At 70.1% G+C, this 17,325-nt stretch carries 16 protein-coding genes; 6 read left to right on the forward strand and 10 right to left on the reverse strand.

Features of this window, described 5'->3' with window-relative positions:
• The first annotated feature begins 50 nt into the window (after positions 1-50).
• The 5 genes from ACZ5CR_RS15695 (at position 51) to ACZ5CR_RS15715 (ending at position 5,733) form a co-directional block, all read left to right on the forward strand.
• A complete protein-coding gene (locus ACZ5CR_RS15695) occupies positions 51-1,577 on the forward strand; it encodes a rhamnulokinase (RefSeq protein ID WP_468857665.1) in 1,527 nt (508 codons plus the stop codon).
• Between the two features lie 65 nt (positions 1,578-1,642).
• Positions 1,643-2,404, forward strand: a complete 762-nt coding sequence (locus ACZ5CR_RS15700) for a (Fe-S)-binding protein (RefSeq protein WP_468857811.1) — start codon at positions 1,643-1,645, stop codon at positions 2,402-2,404.
• 5 nt (positions 2,405-2,409) lie between these two features.
• Entirely contained in the window at positions 2,410-3,897 is a 1,488-nt protein-coding gene (locus ACZ5CR_RS15705; RefSeq protein ID WP_468857812.1) for a lactate utilization protein B, read from the forward strand.
• Positions 3,894-4,547 (forward strand): LutC/YkgG family protein, encoded by a 654-nt coding sequence (locus tag ACZ5CR_RS15710; protein WP_468857666.1) that lies wholly within the window; start codon positions 3,894-3,896, stop codon positions 4,545-4,547. Before ACZ5CR_RS15705 ends, ACZ5CR_RS15710 begins: the two co-directional genes overlap by 4 nt.
• A 22-nt stretch (positions 4,548-4,569) precedes the next feature.
• Entirely contained in the window at positions 4,570-5,733 is a 1,164-nt protein-coding gene (locus tag ACZ5CR_RS15715) for an ABC transporter ATP-binding protein (protein WP_468857667.1), read from the forward strand.
• A 68-nt stretch (positions 5,734-5,801) separates the two neighbouring features.
• Here ACZ5CR_RS15715 and ACZ5CR_RS15720 read toward each other — a convergent pair whose 3' ends face one another.
• The 9 genes from ACZ5CR_RS15720 to ACZ5CR_RS15760 form a co-directional block, all read right to left on the reverse strand.
• Positions 5,802-6,767, reverse strand: coding sequence for an ABC transporter substrate-binding protein (locus tag ACZ5CR_RS15720; protein ID WP_468857669.1), 966 nt, complete (start codon positions 6,765-6,767; stop codon positions 5,802-5,804).
• Entirely contained in the window at positions 6,764-7,444 is a 681-nt protein-coding gene (locus ACZ5CR_RS15725; RefSeq protein ID WP_389913791.1) for an ABC transporter permease, read from the reverse strand. The genes ACZ5CR_RS15720 and ACZ5CR_RS15725 overlap by 4 nt, the downstream gene beginning before the upstream one ends.
• Positions 7,441-8,121, reverse strand: a complete 681-nt coding sequence (locus tag ACZ5CR_RS15730; RefSeq protein WP_249591883.1) for an ABC transporter permease — start codon at positions 8,119-8,121, stop codon at positions 7,441-7,443. Before ACZ5CR_RS15730 ends, ACZ5CR_RS15725 begins: the two co-directional genes overlap by 4 nt.
• Positions 8,122-8,233: 112 nt before the next feature.
• Positions 8,234-9,154: a SigB/SigF/SigG family RNA polymerase sigma factor gene (locus tag ACZ5CR_RS15735; RefSeq protein WP_468857814.1), complete on the reverse strand. Its 921-nt coding sequence runs from the start codon at positions 9,152-9,154 to the stop codon at positions 8,234-8,236.
• Between the two features lie 36 nt (positions 9,155-9,190).
• Positions 9,191-10,054, reverse strand: a complete 864-nt coding sequence (locus ACZ5CR_RS15740) for a VOC family protein (RefSeq protein ID WP_468857671.1) — start codon at positions 10,052-10,054, stop codon at positions 9,191-9,193.
• A 152-nt stretch (positions 10,055-10,206) separates the two neighbouring features.
• Positions 10,207-11,571 carry a GH1 family beta-glucosidase gene (locus ACZ5CR_RS15745; protein ID WP_468857673.1) on the reverse strand — a complete coding sequence of 455 codons (1,365 nt, stop codon included), beginning with the start codon at positions 11,569-11,571 and terminating at the stop codon, positions 10,207-10,209.
• A 53-nt stretch (positions 11,572-11,624) separates the two neighbouring features.
• Positions 11,625-12,521 (reverse strand): carbohydrate ABC transporter permease, encoded by an 897-nt coding sequence (locus ACZ5CR_RS15750; RefSeq protein WP_468857675.1) that lies wholly within the window; start codon positions 12,519-12,521, stop codon positions 11,625-11,627.
• Complete coding sequence (locus ACZ5CR_RS15755; RefSeq protein WP_468857676.1) at positions 12,514-13,545, reverse strand: carbohydrate ABC transporter permease; 1,032 nt, start codon at positions 13,543-13,545, stop codon at positions 12,514-12,516. The genes ACZ5CR_RS15750 and ACZ5CR_RS15755 overlap by 8 nt, the downstream gene beginning before the upstream one ends.
• 5 nt (positions 13,546-13,550) lie before the next feature.
• Positions 13,551-14,870 (reverse strand): ABC transporter substrate-binding protein, encoded by a 1,320-nt coding sequence (locus ACZ5CR_RS15760; RefSeq protein ID WP_468857677.1) that lies wholly within the window; start codon positions 14,868-14,870, stop codon positions 13,551-13,553.
• Positions 14,871-15,058: 188 nt separating this feature from the next.
• Here ACZ5CR_RS15760 and ACZ5CR_RS15765 point away from each other — a divergent pair, with 188 nt between their 5' ends.
• Positions 15,059-16,363: an ROK family transcriptional regulator gene (locus ACZ5CR_RS15765; RefSeq protein WP_468857679.1), complete on the forward strand. Its 1,305-nt coding sequence runs from the start codon at positions 15,059-15,061 to the stop codon at positions 16,361-16,363.
• Here the strand turns inward: ACZ5CR_RS15765 and ACZ5CR_RS15770 are convergent.
• Positions 16,360-17,286 (reverse strand): helix-turn-helix transcriptional regulator, encoded by a 927-nt coding sequence (locus ACZ5CR_RS15770; RefSeq protein WP_468857680.1) that lies wholly within the window; start codon positions 17,284-17,286, stop codon positions 16,360-16,362. The genes ACZ5CR_RS15765 and ACZ5CR_RS15770 overlap by 4 nt on opposite strands.
• Positions 17,287-17,325 lie beyond the last annotated feature (39 nt).

The following is a 17,325-nucleotide window of genomic DNA, read 5'->3' on the forward strand; positions in this document are numbered from 1 at the left end:
CCTCACCCTCACCCACCCTCGACCTCGACCTTGAACCCTTGCGAGCCCCGATGCCCATCGTCAGCCCCAACGCCAAAGCCGGCCCTCGCTCACCCCACCGCTTCGCCGCGATCGACCTGGGCGCGTCCAGCGGACGCGTCATGGTGGCCCGGGCAGGCCCCGACACCCTCGACCTCCAAGAGGCACACCGCTTCCCCAACCGCCCGGTCCGCGCCGCCGGCACCCTGCACTGGGACGTCCTCTCCCTGTACGCCGGAATTCTCGACGGCCTCCGCGCCGCAGGCTCTGCCGCCCCCCTCACCTCCATCGGCATGGACGGCTGGGCAGTCGACTACGGCCTGCTGGACGCCGACGGCGCGCTCCTCGGCAATCCGGTGCACTACCGGGACCCTCGCACCGAGGGCATCGCGGCCAAGGCATGGACGACCGTCCCGGCCACCGAGCTCTACGCCGCAACGGGCATCCAGCACGCCCCCTTCAACACCCTGTACCAACTCATGGCCGCTCAGGGATCGGCCCAACTGGCCGCCGCGCAGCACCTGCTGCTCATCCCGGATCTGCTGACGTACTGGCTGACGGGCGAACTCGGCACAGAGCTGACCAACGCCTCCACCACGCAGCTCATGGACCCCGGCACAGGAGACTGGTCTCAGGAGGTGGCGACGCGTCTCGGCATCGACCTCGGGCTGTTCCCGCCCCTGCGACACCCGGGCGACCCCGCGGGCCACCTGCTTCCGCGGGTACTGCACGACACCGGCCTGAACACTCCCACCCCCATCACCACGGTCGCCTCCCACGACACCGCGTCAGCGGTAGCCGCCGTCCCCGCCACCACCGAGAACTTCGCCTACATCTGCACCGGCACATGGTCGCTCGCGGGCCTGGAACTGACCGCCCCCCTTCGCACGGAGGAGAGCCGCGAAGCCAACTTCACCAACGAGCTCGGCATCGACGGCACGGTCCGCTACCTGCGCAACATCATGGGCCTGTGGCTGCTCCAGGAGTGCCTGCGCACCTGGGCCACCGGCACCGGCAACTCCACCACTACCGGTGCCCCCGACCTGCAAACCCTCCTCCACGACGCCGCCCCCGCCCCCGCCCTCCGCTCACTCGTCGACGCGGCCGACCCCGCCTTCCTCTCCCCCGGCAACATGCCGCACCGCATCGCCCAGGCCTGCCGGGCCACGGGCCAGCCCGCCCCCGGCACCCCCGCCGAGACGACGCGCTGCATCCTCGACTCCCTGGCCCTTGCCCACCGCCGCGCCATCGAGGACGCCCAACGCCTCGCGGACCGGGCCGTGGACGTCGTCCACATAGTCGGCGGCGGTGCCCGCAACGCCCTCCTGTGCCAACTGACCGCGGACGCCTGCGGGCTGCCCGTCGTCGCGGGCCCGGCAGAGGCGGCCGCGCTCGGCAACGTACTCGTACAGGCGAGAGCGCACGGCCTCCTGCGCGACCGCCATGAGATGCGCGCCCTGCTGGCCCGCACCCAGCAGCTGACTCGCTACGAACCGACCGGCGACCCGGCGCGCCGCGCGGCATGGGACGAGGCCGCCCGACGCGTCCCGGCATCATGACTCCCGCGAAGCGCGCGTAGCGCATACGCTGCATCCATCCGATGACCGACGAGGAGGAACCCGCGATGCGAGTCGCCCTGTTCCTGACCTGTGTCAACGACACGCTCTATCCGGACACAGGACGAGCTGTGGTGAAACTGCTGACCAGACTGGGAGTTCACGTCGACTTCCCGATGGCGCAGACCTGCTGCGGGCAGGCGCACTACAACACGGGTTACCGTCACCAGGCAGAGCCGCTCGCCCGCCACTTCTCCGATGTTTTCGGTTCGGACGAGTACGACGCGATCGTGACGCCCTCCGGCTCGTGCGGCGCGATGGTCCGCGAGCTGTACCCCCGTATGGGAGAACGGGCCCGTTCCGAGGGACGCGGGAACGGCCTCGCGGCCACGCTGGCCCCCGTCGTCCCCAAGACGTACGAACTCACCGAGTTCCTGGTGGACATCCTCGGTGTGACGGACGTCGGGGCATACTACCCGCACACGGTGACGTACCACCCGACCTGCCACGGGCTGCGCAGTCTCGGACTGGGCGACCGTCCCACGCGGCTGCTTCAGGCGGTCAAGGGTCTTGAACTGGTCGAGCTCCCCGGCGCGGAGGAGTGCTGCGGTTTCGGCGGCACCTTCGCGATGAAGAACTCCGATGTCTCGTCGGCGATGGGCACGGACAAGGTGCGCAACGCCGAGTCGACGGGCGCCGACACCCTGTGCGCGGCGGACAACTCCTGCCTGATGCACATCGGGGGCACGATGACCCGCCTCAGGAGCGGCGTACGCCCGGTCCACATCGCGGAGATCCTGGCGAGCACGGAAGAGGAGCCCCTGTCATGAGCGGCATGAGCAGCACGTTCGTAGGCATGCCCGCCTTCCCCGTGGCGGCCCGCGAGGCCGTGGGCAACAAAACCCTGCGCGCCAATCTGCGGCACGCCACGCACACCATCCGCGACAAGCGGGCCCGCGCGGTCGCCGAGCTTGACGACTGGGAACAGCTCCGCGAGGCGGGCAAGCGGATCAAGGACGAGACCCTGCGCCATCTCGACCGCCACCTGGTCCAGCTGGAGGAGTCGGTCACCGCGGCGGGCGGCACCGTGCACTGGGCGGCGGACGCCGACGAGGCGAACCGCATCGTGACAGCGCTGGTCAAGGACACCGGCGAGACCGAGGTGGTCAAGGTCAAGTCGATGGCCACCCAGGAGATCGGGCTCAACGAAGCGCTGGAGGCCGAGGGCATCCACGCCTACGAGACCGACCTCGCCGAGCTCATCGTGCAGCTCGGCAAGGACCGCCCCTCGCACATCCTCGTCCCCGCCATCCACCGCAACCGCGGCGAGATCCGCGAGATCTTCGCGCGTGAGATGAGCGAATGGGGCCGCCCCGCCCCGGACGGACTCACCGACACCCCTGCCGAACTCGCCGAGGCCGCCCGTCTCCACCTCCGGGAGAAGTTCCTGCGCGCCAAGGTCGGCGTCTCCGGGGCGAACTTCATGGTCGCCGAGACGGGCACGCTGGTGGTCGTCGAGTCGGAGGGCAACGGCCGTATGTGCCTCACGCTCCCCGAGACGCTGATCTCGGTCGTCGGCATCGAGAAGACCGTGCCGACCTGGCGGGACCTGGAGGTCTTCCTTCAGACGCTCCCGCGCTCCTCGACGGCCGAGCGGATGAACCCGTACACGTCGATGTGGACCGGCACCACTCAGGAGGACGGCCCGAGCACCTTCCACCTGGTGCTCCTCGACAACGGCCGCACCGACACGCTCGCCGACGAGGTGGGCCGCCAGGCACTGCGCTGCATCCGCTGTTCGGCCTGCCTCAACGTCTGCCCCGTGTACGAACGAGCGGGCGGGCACGCGTACGGCTCGGTCTACCCCGGTCCTATCGGAGCGATCCTCAGTCCTCAACTCCGCGGCACGCAGAGCGAGATCGACGCCTCGCTCCCCTACGCATCCTCCCTCTGCGGCGCCTGCTACGAGGTGTGCCCGGTCGCCATCGACATCCCCGAAGTCCTCGTCCACCTGCGGGAACGGGTGGTCCAAGGCGGCGAAGTGGTGCGGCACGGCACGAAGGTGACCCTGCGGCCCGCGAAGGGGCACGCCGCCGAGCGGGCCGCGATGCGCGCGGCGGGCTGGGCGTTCGGACGTCCGGGGGCGCTGCGGGCCGGGCAGCGGCTCGCGTCCGGGACCCGGCGCTTCCACCCGCGCACGCTTCCCGGGCCCGGCCAGGCGTGGAGCGCGACGCGGGATCTGCCGAAGGTGCCTGCGGAGCCGTTCCGCGACTGGTGGCGGCGTACGAACGGCGACCAGGCGGAGAAGGGCGGTGCGAAGTGAGCAGCAGGGACCAGATCCTGGGCCGCGTCCGACGGGCCCTCGCGGACGTACGGGACGTGGAGCAGAAGGACACCTACGACACCTCCGTCCCCCGCGACTACCTGCGCGAGCACGGTGACCGCACGACCGAGCAGACCGTCGAGCTGCTCGCGGAGAACCTCGCCGACTACCGCGCGCTCGTGCACCGCTGCGCTGAGGAGGAGCTGCCCGAGCTGCTCACTCGTCTGCTCGCGGCACGCGACGCGCGGACCGTGCTCGTGCCGCCCGGCCTGCCGCCGCACTGGCTCGAGACCGCCGACGCGACCCGTGTCGCCGACCGCGCCACGAGCACCCCGGGCGATCTCGACGAAATCAGCAGCGTCGTCACCGGCTGCGCGGTGGCCGTGGCCGAGACCGGCACGATCGTCCTGGACGGCGGCCCCGACCAGGGCCGTCGGCGCATCACGCTCGTCCCCGATCACCACATCTGTGTCGTGCGGGTCCCTGACCAGGTCGTCTCCTCCGTCCCGCAGGCACTCGAACGGCTCGATCCCGTCCGCCCACTGACCTGGATCTCGGGACCGTCCGCGACCAGCGACATCGAACTGGACCGGGTGGAGGGCGTGCACGGCCCGCGCACCCTGGAGGTGGTGCTGGTGAGCGGAGTCTGAAGGCCGCGGTTAGCGTGAGTGCATGATCCGGTTCGAGCAGGTGAGCAAGCGCTACCCGGACGGCACGATGGCCGTGGACGAGCTGTCCTTCGAGGTCGCCCAGGGTGAACTGGTCACGCTCGTCGGACCGTCCGGGTGCGGCAAGACGACCACGATGATGATGGTGAACCGTCTCATCGAGCCGACCGCGGGCCGCATCTTCGTGAACGGCGAGAACATCGCGGACGTCGACCCGGTCCGCCTCCGCCGCCGTATCGGCTATGTCATCCAGCAGGTGGGGCTCTTCCCGCACCGGACGGTCCTCGACAACACGGCGACCGTCCCCGCGCTCGTCGGCTGGAAGAAGGCGAAGGCGCGGGCTCGGGCGGCCGAGCTGCTCGACCTGGTGGGCCTCGACCCGAAGACGTACGGCTCCCGCTACCCCGAACAGCTGTCCGGCGGGCAGCGCCAGCGGGTAGGCGTGGCACGTGCCCTGGCCGCCGATCCGCCCGTACTCCTCATGGACGAGCCGTTCGGGGCGGTCGACCCGGTGGTGCGCGAGCAGTTGCAGGACGAGTTCCTGCGGATGCAGGCGGCGGTCCGCAAGACGGTTCTCCTGGTCACGCACGACATCGAGGAGGCCGTCAGGCTCGGTGACCGGATCGCGGTGTACGGGCGGGGGCGCATCGAGCAGTTCGACACGCCCGGGGCGGTGCTCGGCACCCCGGCGACGCCGTACGTCGCCGAGTTCGTGGGCGCCGACCGAGGCCTGAAGCGTCTGTCGGTCACCGAGATCCAGGCGGACGACCTGGAGCAGCCGTCGGTGGTGCGCCTGGACGAGTCGGCAGCGCACGCCGCGGCCCGCCTTCGCGAGCAGGACGCCCGCTGGGGCGTCGTCCTGGACACGGACGGAGATCTGCACGGCTGGGTCGGCATCGACGAGGTGGCGCTCGCCGGTGAGGGCGGCAGAGTGCGCGATCTGGCCCACCGTATGAAGGCGTGGGTCCCGGTCGGCGCCCCGCTCAAGCAGGCGTTCGGCGTGATGCTCCAGCATGACGCGGGCTGGGTCGCGGTCCTCGACGGGGCACGCTTCCTCGGCGTGCTGACCCCGGCGAAGCTGCACGAGGCACTGCGCCGCTCGGTGGACGCCGACGCGCAGGGCGTGGCCCGGGATCAGGTGGCTTTCGACTCCGTGGCCGACGCGTAGACCTTGCTGGTCGTGGGCCGCGGGCCGGTCGTGGGCCGGTCGTGGGCCGGTCGTGGGCCAGTCGTGGGCTACAGCAGCCCCTTGTCCTCCAGGTAGGTCCGAGCCACGTCCTCGGGCAGCCTGCGCCAGCTGTCCACCTGTTCGTTCATGGACGCCAGGTCCGCCGTCGTCAGTACGGCGTTGAGGCGGCCGAGTGCCTTCGCGACGCCCTCGCTGCCCGCGCGGGAGCGGTTGACGACCGGGACGATGTAGTCGGCGTTCTGGAGCTTCTTGTCGTCCTTCAGGAGGACGAGCCCGAAGTCGTCGAGCGTGGCGTCCGTCGACGTGGTCAGGACCATCTGGTCCTGACCGCTCTGCACGGCCTTCTTCGCCTGGGTCGTGCCCACGCCCTTGGGGTCGACGGAGGTGATGTCGATGCCGTAGACCTTCTTCAGACCGGGTTCGCAGTACGGGCGTTGCACGCATTCGTCACCCGCGGCGAGGCGTACCTTCAGGCCGGATTTTCCGAGGTCGCTCAGTGTCTTCAGGCGGTGCTGCTCGGCGTAGGAAGCGGTGACGGCGAACGCGTTCTGGTCGACGGCCTCGCCCGGGTCGAGGACGGTGAGGCCGCGCGGCGTCGCGAGGCCACGCAGGGCGCTCAGGGTGGCGTCGAGGTCGGGCGATCCGACCGGCTCGGCGTCCGCGCCGTTCTTCTTGGCGTTCAGCCAGTCCGCGAACGTCGCCGCGTACTCCGGGACGACGTCGATCTGCCCGGACTCCAGAGCGGGTTCGTACAGCTCGCGGTTGGCCACGGAGAGGATCTCCGCGCCGTATCCGGCCTTCCGCAGGAGCAGGGAGTACATCTGGGCGAGCAGATCGCTCTCGGTGAACCCGGCCGAGCCGACGACCAGGTGATGGCTGTCGCCGGGCGGTGCGGTGACCTCGCCCTGGGTCTCCAGGGACGGCCCCGACGCGCACCCGGAGAGCAGCAGAGCGATCCCGGCCGCGGCAGCCGTCGCGCCCCGCGCCGTACGCGGCCCCACGTCCCGCCTCATCCGGTCCGCCCTCGCCCCCGCGCCCACCCGGGGGCGAGCCGTTCGCCGATCTCGAAGAGTCCCTCGACGATCAGCGCGAACACGGCGACAAGGACGGCACCCGCCACCACCTGCGGGGTGCTCGCGAGGTTGAACCCGGCCGTGATGATCCGGCCGAGCCCCCCGCCACCCGCGAGCGCCGCGATCGTGGCGGTGGCCACGAGCTGCACGGCGGCGATCCGCACCCCGCTCAGGACCAGCGGCATCGCGAGCGGCAGCTCGACCCGCCACAGCATCTGCCGTCCTGTCATTCCCATGCCGCGAGCGGCCTGTACGACGCTGCGGTCGACCCCGCGCATCCCGACGTACGCGTTGGTGAGCAGCGGCGGCACGGCGAACAGGACGAGCGCGACGACGGTGGGCCCCTCGCCCCACTGTCCGATGGGGGTGAGCAGGAGCAGGACGAGGACCGCGAAGGTCGGGACCGCGCGGCCGACGTTGGAGATGTTGACCGCAAGGGCCCCGCCCTTGCCGAGGTGGCCAAGGACGAGTGCGACCGGAAGGGCGATCAGACAGCTCAGCACCAGACAGACCACGGTGAGGACGAGGTGCTGGGTGAGCCGGTGCCAGATGCCGTCGTCGCCGGCCCAGTGCGCCGAGTCGGTGAGCCACTGCCAGGCATCGCTGATGGTGTTCATGAGCGGACCGCCCTCGTCCACGGAGTGAGGATCCGCTGCACGCCCAGGAGCAGCAGATCTGCCAGTACGGCGATGACGACACACAGCACGGAGGCGGTGAGTACCTGCGCCTTGAAGTAGGTGTTCATGCCCGCGTAGATGAGGTTGCCGAGCCCTCCGAAGCCGACGATCGCGCCGACCGTGACCAGGGAGACCGCGGAGACGGTGGCGATGCGCAGGCCCGCCATCGCGGCGGGAAGGGCGAGCGGAAGTTCGACGGTGAGCAGCAGCCGGATCGGCCCGTAGCCCATGCCGCGGGCGGCCTGCCGGGTGTCCTCGGGGACGGCGCGCAGGCCGGCCAGGATGTTGCGGACGAGCAGCGTCAGTGAGTACAGGACGAGGCCCGCGACGACGAGGGACGCGGAGAGGCCGTACACGGGAAGCAGCAGCGAGAACATCGCGAGCGAGGGAATCGTGTAGAGGACCGTGGTCAGCGCGAGCACGGGACCGGCCGCCAGGGCCCAGCGGCGCGCGACGACGGCCAGCGGGACGGCGATGACGAGCGCGATGAGCACGGAGACCGCCGTCAGCTCCAGATGCTGAAGGACCGCGTCGACGATGATCTGGCGGCGGGTGCTCAGATACTCACCGCAGATCCACTCGTTGCGCGCGAGGCAGTCGTCCGGGGGCGCGGTCACCTCTCCATTCCAGCGGGAAGAGTCGGGGGTCAGCGCGTTCTGGTCCCCCGTACGGGCGTCAGGGCGATCCCCCCGCGCCGTCCCCGCTCACCTCGCCGCACCGCCCCCGCTCCTATTCGCGCGTCCGCATCCCTCTGCGCAGACGAGCGAGTGTCCGGGAGAGCAACCGCGACACGTGCACCTGCGAAAGGCCCATCGCCGTGCCGATCTCGGCCTGCGTCATCTCCTGGCCGAAGCGCATCTCGATGATCCGGCGCTCGCGCTCGTCGAGCTCCGCCAGGAGCGGCGCCAGGGCGTGGAGGTGCTCGAAGACCTCCATGGCGGGGTCCGGGGCACCCATGGCGTCGGCGAGCGAGCGGCCGCTCTTGTACGTGTCTGCGGCCTCACCCGGGTCCTGCGGGGCGTCAAGGGAGCCTGCCGCGTAGCCGTTGGCGGCCACGACCCCCTCCAGGACCTGCTCCTCGGCCACCGCGAGGTCGGCCGCGAGCTCCTTGACCGTCGGTTCACGGCCGAGCACGGAGGCGAGCCGCTCCTGGGACTTGACCAGTTCACCCCGGAGCTCCTGCAGCCTGCGCGGGACGTGCACGGCCCAGCTGGTGTCACGGAAGTGGCGTTTGATCTCCCCGAGGACGCACGGGACGGCGAACGAGACGAACTCGCACCCTCGGCTCACGTCGAACCGGTCGATCGCCTTGATGAGGCCGATGGTCCCGGCCTGGACGAGATCCTCCAGCTGACCGTTGCCGCGATTGCGGTAACGGCCCGCGACGTAGTGCACCAGGGTCAGGTTCATCTCGATCAGGGTGTCGCGCGTGTACGTGTGGTCGGGCGACCCTCGCTCCAGCGTCTGGAGCCGCTCGAAGAAGAGCTTCGACAGTTCCCGCGCGTCCACCGGCGCGACCTGGTCGGCCTCCTCGATCCACGGCAGCCCGACGGCCTCCCCCCGCGACCGCTCAGCCGGCCGCGCCGCGTCCGCCGACACCGCCGACACCGCCGAATCCGCCGACACCGCCGAATCTGCCGGGCGGAACATCGTCTGCCCGCCCTCCACGCTCTCGACCGGCATGCCTCACTCCGCCACGATCGCGAAGGGAATCCCTTCGTGGTCCGCCAGCACGGCCTCCCGCAGGGTGTGGGATCCCCGCGGTGGTGAGATGACACGCCCGCCGCAGACCACGGCCGCTTCCGCGGTCGCGTCGACATCGGCCACCCGGAAGCACGTGTGCCAGCGGTGCCGCCCCTCGAAGCCCGGCACCGCCTGCTCCCTGAGCGCGGCGACCGGGCGCGATCCGGCACGCACCACGATGTGCCCGCCGGTGTACTCCACCTGGCAGCTGTCACCGGACTCGCCTGTCCAGCCGAGCACGCCGCCGTAGAACAGGGCCGCCGCGAAGACGTCCCCCGTGTGCAGTTCGAGCCGGGCCACAGGGCCCTCCCCCACCGTCCAGCGGCGGTCTGGGGCCTGGTGCCGCAGACCGAACACCACGTCGTGGGGTCCGGCCGCCACGGCGGCACGTCCGGCCGCTGTGGTCAGCGGTCCGACCGCCACGGTGGCGCCCCGGTCACGGATCCGTCCCACCGCGCGATCCAGGTCGTCGACGGCGAAGTGCGGCATCCAGCCCGCGTGGACACCCAGGTCGCGGGAGGCCTCACTGATGGTCCCCACCGGCGCTCCGGCCTTCAGGGCCAGGGATCGTGCGGTGCCTGCCGAGCCGAGCAGCGGCACGTGGCACCAGCCGAGGACACGCTCGTAGAACTCCTTGGCGGCTTTCGCGTCACGCGCGGCCAGACTCAGCCAGCACGGCGCGCCGCCCGCTTTCCGCACGGCACGCGGCGCGCGGCTTCCCGCGCGCACGGCGGACCGCCGCTCACCGGACGCAACGGGACGAACCCTTCGTTCCCTCTCGTCGGTGGCCCCGATGTCCCTTGTCACAGCGCCTTCTCCTCACCCGAGTTTCCGCGGTCCTGACTGTGGTTCCGCGGGCGACGGGTTCGGATACGGGACCTTCTTCGCTGATCCCGGGGACCAAGGCCGTCTGACCGCGGGGCCGAAAGGCCCGAGCGGTCGGACGGCGTCGGGCCGTGTCAGGCGGCGCGGCGCACCTGCCCCTGGTGGCCGCGGATGATGTCGCTGTAGCGGCGGCCGCTGCCCTTGACGGTGCGGCGCTGCGTCTCGTAATCGACGTGTACGAGGCCGAACCGCTTGTCGTAGCCGTAGGCCCACTCGAAGTTGTCGAGCAGCGACCAGGCGTAGTACCCGGCGAGGGGCGCTCCCTTGCGGGCCGCGCTCGCACAGGCGGCGAGGTGGCGGACCAGGTAGTCGGTGCGCTCCGGGTCGTCGATCGTTCCGTCGGGGCGTACGACGTCGGGGTAGGCCGAGCCGTTCTCGGTGACGTACAGCTTGCGCGCCCCGTACTCGTGCGTGAGGCGCAGCAGGAGCGTCTCGATGCCGTTCGCGTCGATCTCCCAGTCCATGCCGGTGCGGGGCACGCCCTCGCGGCGCACCTCGTGGGCGTAGGGCGCGGGACCCGTGGGGTCGTCGGAGACGACGGCCGGGAAGTAGTAGTTCAGGCCCAGCCAGTCGAGCGGCTGCGCGATGGTCGCCAAGTCGCCTGCGCGCTCCGGGAGTTCGACGCCGTAGACCTCTCGCATGTCGGCGGGAAAACCGCGGCCGTGGACCGGGTCGAGCCACCAGCGGTTGGTGTGGCCGTCCACACGGCGGGCGGCGGCGACGTCCTCGGGGCGGTCGCTCGCGGGCTCGACCGTGGAGAGGTTGTTGACGATGCCGATCTGTGCGCCGGGCGCCGCGGCGCGGATCGCCTGGGTGGCGAGGCCGTGCCCGAGCAGCAGGTGGTACGAGGCGCGCACGGCGGCGGTCAGGTCGGTCAGGCCGGGTGCCATCCGGCCTTCGAGGTGGCCGATCCAGGCCGAGCAGAGGGGTTCGTTGAGCGTGGCCCACTGGGTGACGCGGTCGCCGAAGCGCTCGGCGGCGATGGAGGCGTACGCGGCGAAGTGCTCGGCGCTCTCGCGCTCGGGCCAGCCGCCGCGGTCCTGGAGGACCTGCGGCAGGTCCCAGTGGTAGAGGGTCACCGACGGCGTGATGCCCGCCTCGAGCAGCCCGTCGATCAGCTGGTCGTAGAAGTCGAGGCCCTTGGCGTTGGGCGGCCCGTCGCCGCCGGGCACGACACGCGGCCAGGCGAGGGACAACCGGTAGGCGTTGGTGCCCAGTTGCTTCATCAGCGCGATGTCCTCGCGCCAGCGGTGGTAGTGGTCGCAGGCCACGTCACCGTGATCGCCGTTGTCGATCTTTCCGGGGGTGTGCGAGAAGGCGTCCCAGATCGAAGGAGAGCGGCCGTCCTGGGTGACGGCCCCCTCGATCTGGTACGCCGATGTGGCCGTGCCCCACGCGAAGTCGTGCGGGAGTGCGGCAAGGTCGATGAGCTCGGACACAGACGTCCTCTCAGACGGGTTTGTTGCATGGCGATGAGACGGATGGGAAGGGGTCACTTGACGGCTCCGGCGGTGAGGCCGGCGACCAGATAGCGCTGGAGCAGGAGGAAGCCCGCCACCACCGGGATGCTCACGACCAGCGACGCGGCCATGATCTGGTTCCAGTAGACGTCGTTCTGCGTCGAGTAGCCCTGCAGGCCGATGGCGAGGGTGCGGGTGGCGTCGTTCGTCATGACGGAGGCGAAGAGCACTTCTCCCCACGCGGTCATGAAGGCGTAGACGCCGACCGCGACGATGCCGGGGATCGCGGCGGGAACGACGACCCTGAAGAGCGCGCCGATCGGCCCGCAGCCGTCGACGAGCGCCGCCTCGTCCAGATCGCGCGGCACCGAGTCGAAGTACCCGATCAGCATCCAGATCGAGAAGGGCAGCGAGAAGGTCAGATAGGTGAGGATGAGCCCGCCCCGCGAGCCGAACAGGGCGATCCCCGTGGCGTTGCCGATGTTGACGTACATCAGGAACAGCGGCAGCAGGAACAGGATGCCGGGGAACATCTGGGTGGACAGGACCGTCACCGTGAAGACGCGCTTGCCGCGGAACTGGTAGCGGCTGACGGCGTAGGCGGCGAAGACCGCGATCACCACCGAGCAGACGGTGGCCGCACCCGCCACGACCAGCGAGTTCATGAAGTACTTCGCCAGCGGAACGGTCTTCCAGATGTCGATGTACGGCCGGATCGTGAACCCGCTCGGAATCCAGCGGAACTTGCCCGACACGTCCTCGAGGGGCTTGAGCGAGCTGGACACCATCACGAACACCGGGAGCAGCACGAAGCCCGTGAGCAGCGTCAGGAAGATCCGCCGCGACCAGAGGAAGGACCGGGGAGCCGCCATCGGCGACCGGGGTTTCGCGGACCCGCGGGGCCGCGTGGCCATGCGGACGCTAGACATGCACGGACTTCCTCTCGCGCGACGTGACCCACAGATAGACGCCCGTCACCGCGAGCAGGAACAGGAGCAGCAGTACGGACATGGCGGAGCCGGTGCCGAAGTTCCAGGTGGCGAACGAGGACTGGTAGATGTGGATCGAGATCAGATCCGCCGCCTCGGGCGCCGACCTGCCGAACAGGACGTACGGAGTGTTGAAGTCGTTGAACGTCCACAGGAAGAGGACGAGCACGAGGACCTGGTTGACGGAGCGCAGGGACGGCAGTGTGATGCGGCGGATCTGCTGCCACATTCCGGCGCCGTCGAGCGCCGCCGCCTCGTACATCTCTCTGGGGATGTTCTGCAGTCCGGCCATCATGATGAGGAAGGCGAACGGCCAGCCCTTCCACACCGACACGGTGAGCAGCGCCACGAAGCTGTTGTCACCGATGAGCCAGAACGGCGCGGTGTCCGTGAGGCCCAACTGGTCGTGAAGGACGTGGTTGATGAGGCCGTTGTCACGCTGGAACATGAATCCCCAGGTGATCACGGCGGCATAGACGGGCAGCGCGTACGGGATGAGGAAGAGCGCCCTGAGGAAGCCCCGTCCCTTGAACGTCTCCTGCAGATAGATCGCGGCGGTCGTCCCGATCAGCCAGCAGAGGCCGACGGAGAGCAGGGTGAACGCGCAGGTGACGAAGAACGAGTGCAGCAGCGCCTCGCCCACCGGCGCGTCGAGGTCCACCGACACCTTGTAGTTGTCCAGGCCCGACCAGGGCGCGGCACCCCAGTCGCGGATGAAGAACTGGGTGAGCTCCTTGAAGCTCATCACGGCGCCGATCACGATCGGCAGCAGATGCACGAGGAGTTCGAGCAGGAGGGCGGGGAGCAGCAGGAGGTACGGGAGGCCGATACGGCGGAGCCGGCCGGGGCGGCGGGGGCGCCGGCCCCGCCGCCCCGCCTCCGGGGCGGTCTCGGGCGGCTCCTTCGCACCCTCGACGATGGTCGTGGTTCCAGTGGTTCCAGTAGTCCCAGTGTTCACGGTCATGTCGCTCACTGCTTGGACATCTGCTGCTGAGCCTTGACCAGTTCGGCCTTCACGGACGCGGTGGTGACCTCGCGGCCGTCCGCGGCGTTCGCGAAGAGGTTCTTCACGGCGGTGCCGACCGCGGTCTCGAACTGCGACTCGTTGGCCACCTGGGGCAGGGGCGCGGCACTCTTGGCCAGGGTGTCGCGCAGGACCTTCAGTTCGGGGCGGTCGAAGGCGGCGTCCTCCTGCGCGGCCTTGACGGGCGGCACGGAGCCGTAGGACTTGCAGAGGAGCTTCTGCTCCGCGTCGCTCGTCATGAACTTCACGAACTTCAACGAGCCGTCGATGTTCTTGGTGTTCTTGAAGACGGCCATGTTGATCCCGGCGACCATCGAGTTGGTGGCCTTGCCCTGGCCCGGAGCACCGGCCTTGACCGGCACGGGCGCCACGCCCCACTCGTCGTCGCTCATGCCCTGCGACTTGAAGGTGGTGGCGGCGGCCTGCCACAGCACCATCGCGGTCTTGCCCTTGGAGAAGTCGCTCAGGGACTGGTTCTGCGCGTACTCGGCGTTGCCAGGGGCGACGATCTTGTCCTTCGCCATCATGTCGACGTACTGCTTCACGGCCGCGACCGCGCCGTCGGAGGTGAAGTCGGGCTTGCCGTCCTCGGTGAAGAAGTCGGCGCCATGCTGCTTGCCGAGGGCGAAGACCTGGTGGATGTTGTTGGAGAGGTTCGCCCCCTCCGCACCGAGGGCCCACTTGCCGCCCTTCGAGATCTTCTTGCCGTCCTCGACCATCTCGTCCCAGGTGGCGGGCGCCTTGTCTATGCCTGCCTCCTTGAACATCTTTTTGTTGTAGTAGAGGGCGTACGCCATGGAGTACAGCGGGACGGCGGCCGGGTCCTTGTCCGGCGCCCCGGCCGAACCGAGCGCCGCCTCCACGAATCGGTCCTTGCCGCCGATCTTGGCGAAGTTCTTCTCGTCCCAGGGCAGCAGGGCTCCGCTTGCCTGCAGCGACGCGCTCCAGGTGTTGCCGATGTTCAGGACGTCGGGGCCCTGGCCCGACGTCGTCGCGGTCAGAATCCGGTTCAGCAGCTCCGACCAGGGGATGACCTCGAGCTTCACCTTGATCCCCGTCTGCTTTTCGAACTTGGCGAGTTCGGGTCCCAGGATCTTCTTGTCGGCCTCGAGGTTGGGCCCTTGGTTCGACGCCCAGTAGGTCAGCGTCTTCGGCGAGTCGTTGGACCCCTCACCACCCGTCGACGAACCTCCGCCACAGGCGGACGCGGTGAGGGCGAGCGAGAGAGTGACGGCGCCGACGGCGGCGGCTCGGATTCTGCGCATGGCTCCAGGTGTCCCTTCCGGAGGGAGTCATGGGGCGGATGGCTCAGCGCCGGCTGGAGGCAGCGCTGCGTTCAACTCTTGAATGACCTCATGACTTAATTTAGGACGTGAGTTAAACCGGCAGGGAAGATACCGTCAAGGGGTCGCACAGAACCAACTTCGAGGCAGAGCAGGCCGGAAGGAACCACATGGCTGGGCAGCGCAACGGGCGCACGGTGCACGACCTGCGGCGGGAGAACCGCGCCGCCGTACTGCAGCGGTTGTACTTCGAGGGGCCGATGAGCCGCTTCACGCTCGGCCCCGCCACCGGGCTGAGTTCAGGTTCCATCAGCAACGTCGTGGCCGAGCTGGTGACGGAGGGGTGGGTGGAGGAGGCGGGCAGCGTGGAGTCCGACGGCGGGCGCCCGCGCACGCTGCTTCGGGTCGCGCCGGGCCGTGGTCAGCTGATCGGGGTGGACGTCGGCGAGACCCGCGTACGCGTCGAACTCTTCGACCTCTCCCTCTCCGAACTCGCCCGAACCGAACGGCCGTTGACGCTCAAGGGCCATGACGTCGGCGGCATCGCGGAGCACATCCGCGACGGGATCGGCGAGGTGCTCGCCGCGGCGGGCGTCACGGACGAGGGACTGCTCGGCGTCGGGATCGGCGTACCCGGAATCGTCGCGCGCCAGGGCGAACTCGGCGCCGTCGTGCACGGGCAGACCATCGGCTGGAACGCGGTCCCGCTGGAGTCACTGCTGCGGGATTCGAGTCGGGAGGCACACCAACTGCCGGACTCCGTACCGTACTTCATCGACAACGGAGCCAAGACGCTCGGCCAGGCGGAGATGTGGTTCGGCGCCGGGCGCGGGACGCGCAACGCGGTGGTGGTCCTGTTCGGCTCGGGTGTCGGAGCGTGCGTCGTCACCGAGGACGTGGAACAGGGCCGCGCCGTCGAGTGGGGGCACCTCACGGTGCGGGTGCAGGGCAGGCGGTGCCGGTGCGGGTCGCTTGGGTGCCTGGAGGCGTACGCGGGTGCGGAGGCGCTGCTCGAACGGTGGCAGGAGGCGGGCGGGCGGCCACCCGGGGGGACGGACGAGGAGCACGCGCTCACCGCCATGCTCAACGCCGCCTACCCGCAGGACGACGGCGCGGCCGACCCGACGGCCCTGGTGGTCCTCGAGGAAACCGCCGAGTACCTCGGCGCCGGTCTCTCCGACCTCATCAACCTCTTCCAGCCCGAGCGGATCCTCGTCGGCGGCTGGGCCGGGCTCCAGCTCGGGCAGCGCTTCCTGACCGCGGTGAAGCGCTACATCCCCACGTACGCCCTCTCCTACCCGGCGGGGCGCGTCACCATCGACCTGGGCCGCCTCGGCCCGGACGCGGTGACGGTGGGAGCGGCCACGCTGCCGCTCGCCGACTTCTTCGCGCGGGGCGGGCGGCGTGCGGCGCCGGTGCGCGAGGCCGAACTGCCGGGCTGGCAGACCGCGTTGCAGGGGCGCGGGCCGTCCTAGGTCTGCTCTCCTCCGAGGCCACGGGAGACACTCACGGCGGTGGCGGAACCGGTGGCGGTGTCAGTACCGGTGGCGGTGGCGGCTTGTCCGAGGAGGGTCACCGCTTCCCTCGACGGTGAGCCGGGCTCGGTGACGGCGAGCACCAGGATCTGGTCCGCCGCCTGGGGGAGATGGAGGCTCTGCTGGGTCACGGTGAGGGTGCCGACGAGGGGGTGACGCATCTCGTAGCTGGCGAAGTCGCAGGGGTGCACCCCGTGATCGGTCCACATGGCGGCGAACTCGTCACTCTTGACGGTGAGTTCGCCGATGAGTGAGGTGAGCAGCGTGTCGTCGGGGTAGCGTCCCGCGACCATCCGCAGATTCTCGACGACGGCCTTGGCCTTCCCGGTCCAGTCGGTGTACAACGCGCGGGTGTGGGGGTCGAGGAACAGCATCCTGGCGAGGTTCGGGCGCTCCGCCACCCGCTCGGGGCTGTCCGGACTCATGTGCGCCGCGAACAGCGCGTGGCCGAGCCGGTTCCAGGCGAGCACGTCGGCGCGACGGCCGCTGACCAGCGCCGGGACGCTCTCCAGCGTACTCAGCAGGTGGAGCGTGGTGGCCCCCACGTGCTCGGGCCGCGGTCGCCGGGCCGGGGCCCGCCTTCTGCCGGCGTCGGCGAGGTCGTGCAGATGCCCGCGCTCCGACTCGTCGAGGCCCAGGGCCCGGGCGACGGCGTCCAGGATCTCCGGGGACGCCCCTACCGACTGGCCCTGCTCCAGCCTCGTGTAGTACGAGGCACTGACACCGGCGAGCAACGCGAGCTCCTCCCTGCGCAGGCCGGTCACGCGCCGCCGCTCGCCGTAATCCTTCAGGCCGACGTCCTCGGGACGCAGCTGGGAGCGCCGTACGTACAGGAAGTCGCCGAGCCGGCCTCGTTCACCCATGTCCCCCAGTCTGCATCGGCCCACGCGCGACAGCCTGAC

Source organism: Streptomyces sp. NPDC031274 (genome assembly GCF_055570235.1).

What these genes read in the sequence shown, in the direction of transcription:
- ACZ5CR_RS15695 (WP_468857665.1), top strand. Translation starts at nt 51, where the DNA reads ATGCCCATCGTCAGCCCCAACGCCAAAGCCGGCCCTCGCTCACCCCAC.
- ACZ5CR_RS15700 (WP_468857811.1), top strand. Translation starts at nt 1,643, where the DNA reads ATGCGAGTCGCCCTGTTCCTGACCTGTGTCAACGACACGCTCTATCCG.
- ACZ5CR_RS15705 (WP_468857812.1), top strand. Translation starts at nt 2,410, where the DNA reads ATGAGCAGCACGTTCGTAGGCATGCCCGCCTTCCCCGTGGCGGCCCGC.
- ACZ5CR_RS15715 (WP_468857667.1), top strand. Translation starts at nt 4,570, where the DNA reads ATGATCCGGTTCGAGCAGGTGAGCAAGCGCTACCCGGACGGCACGATG.
- ACZ5CR_RS15720 (WP_468857669.1), bottom strand. Translation starts at nt 6,767, where the DNA reads ATGAGGCGGGACGTGGGGCCGCGTACGGCGCGGGGCGCGACGGCTGCC.
- ACZ5CR_RS15725 (WP_389913791.1), bottom strand. Translation starts at nt 7,444, where the DNA reads ATGAACACCATCAGCGATGCCTGGCAGTGGCTCACCGACTCGGCGCAC.
- ACZ5CR_RS15735 (WP_468857814.1), bottom strand. Translation starts at nt 9,154, where the DNA reads ATGTTCCGCCCGGCAGATTCGGCGGTGTCGGCGGATTCGGCGGTGTCG.
- ACZ5CR_RS15750 (WP_468857675.1), bottom strand. Translation starts at nt 12,521, where the DNA reads ATGTCTAGCGTCCGCATGGCCACGCGGCCCCGCGGGTCCGCGAAACCC.
- ACZ5CR_RS15755 (WP_468857676.1), bottom strand. Translation starts at nt 13,545, where the DNA reads ATGACCGTGAACACTGGGACTACTGGAACCACTGGAACCACGACCATC.
- ACZ5CR_RS15760 (WP_468857677.1), bottom strand. Translation starts at nt 14,870, where the DNA reads ATGCGCAGAATCCGAGCCGCCGCCGTCGGCGCCGTCACTCTCTCGCTC.
- ACZ5CR_RS15765 (WP_468857679.1), top strand. Translation starts at nt 15,059, where the DNA reads ATGGCTGGGCAGCGCAACGGGCGCACGGTGCACGACCTGCGGCGGGAG.
- ACZ5CR_RS15770 (WP_468857680.1), bottom strand. Translation starts at nt 17,286, where the DNA reads ATGGGTGAACGAGGCCGGCTCGGCGACTTCCTGTACGTACGGCGCTCC.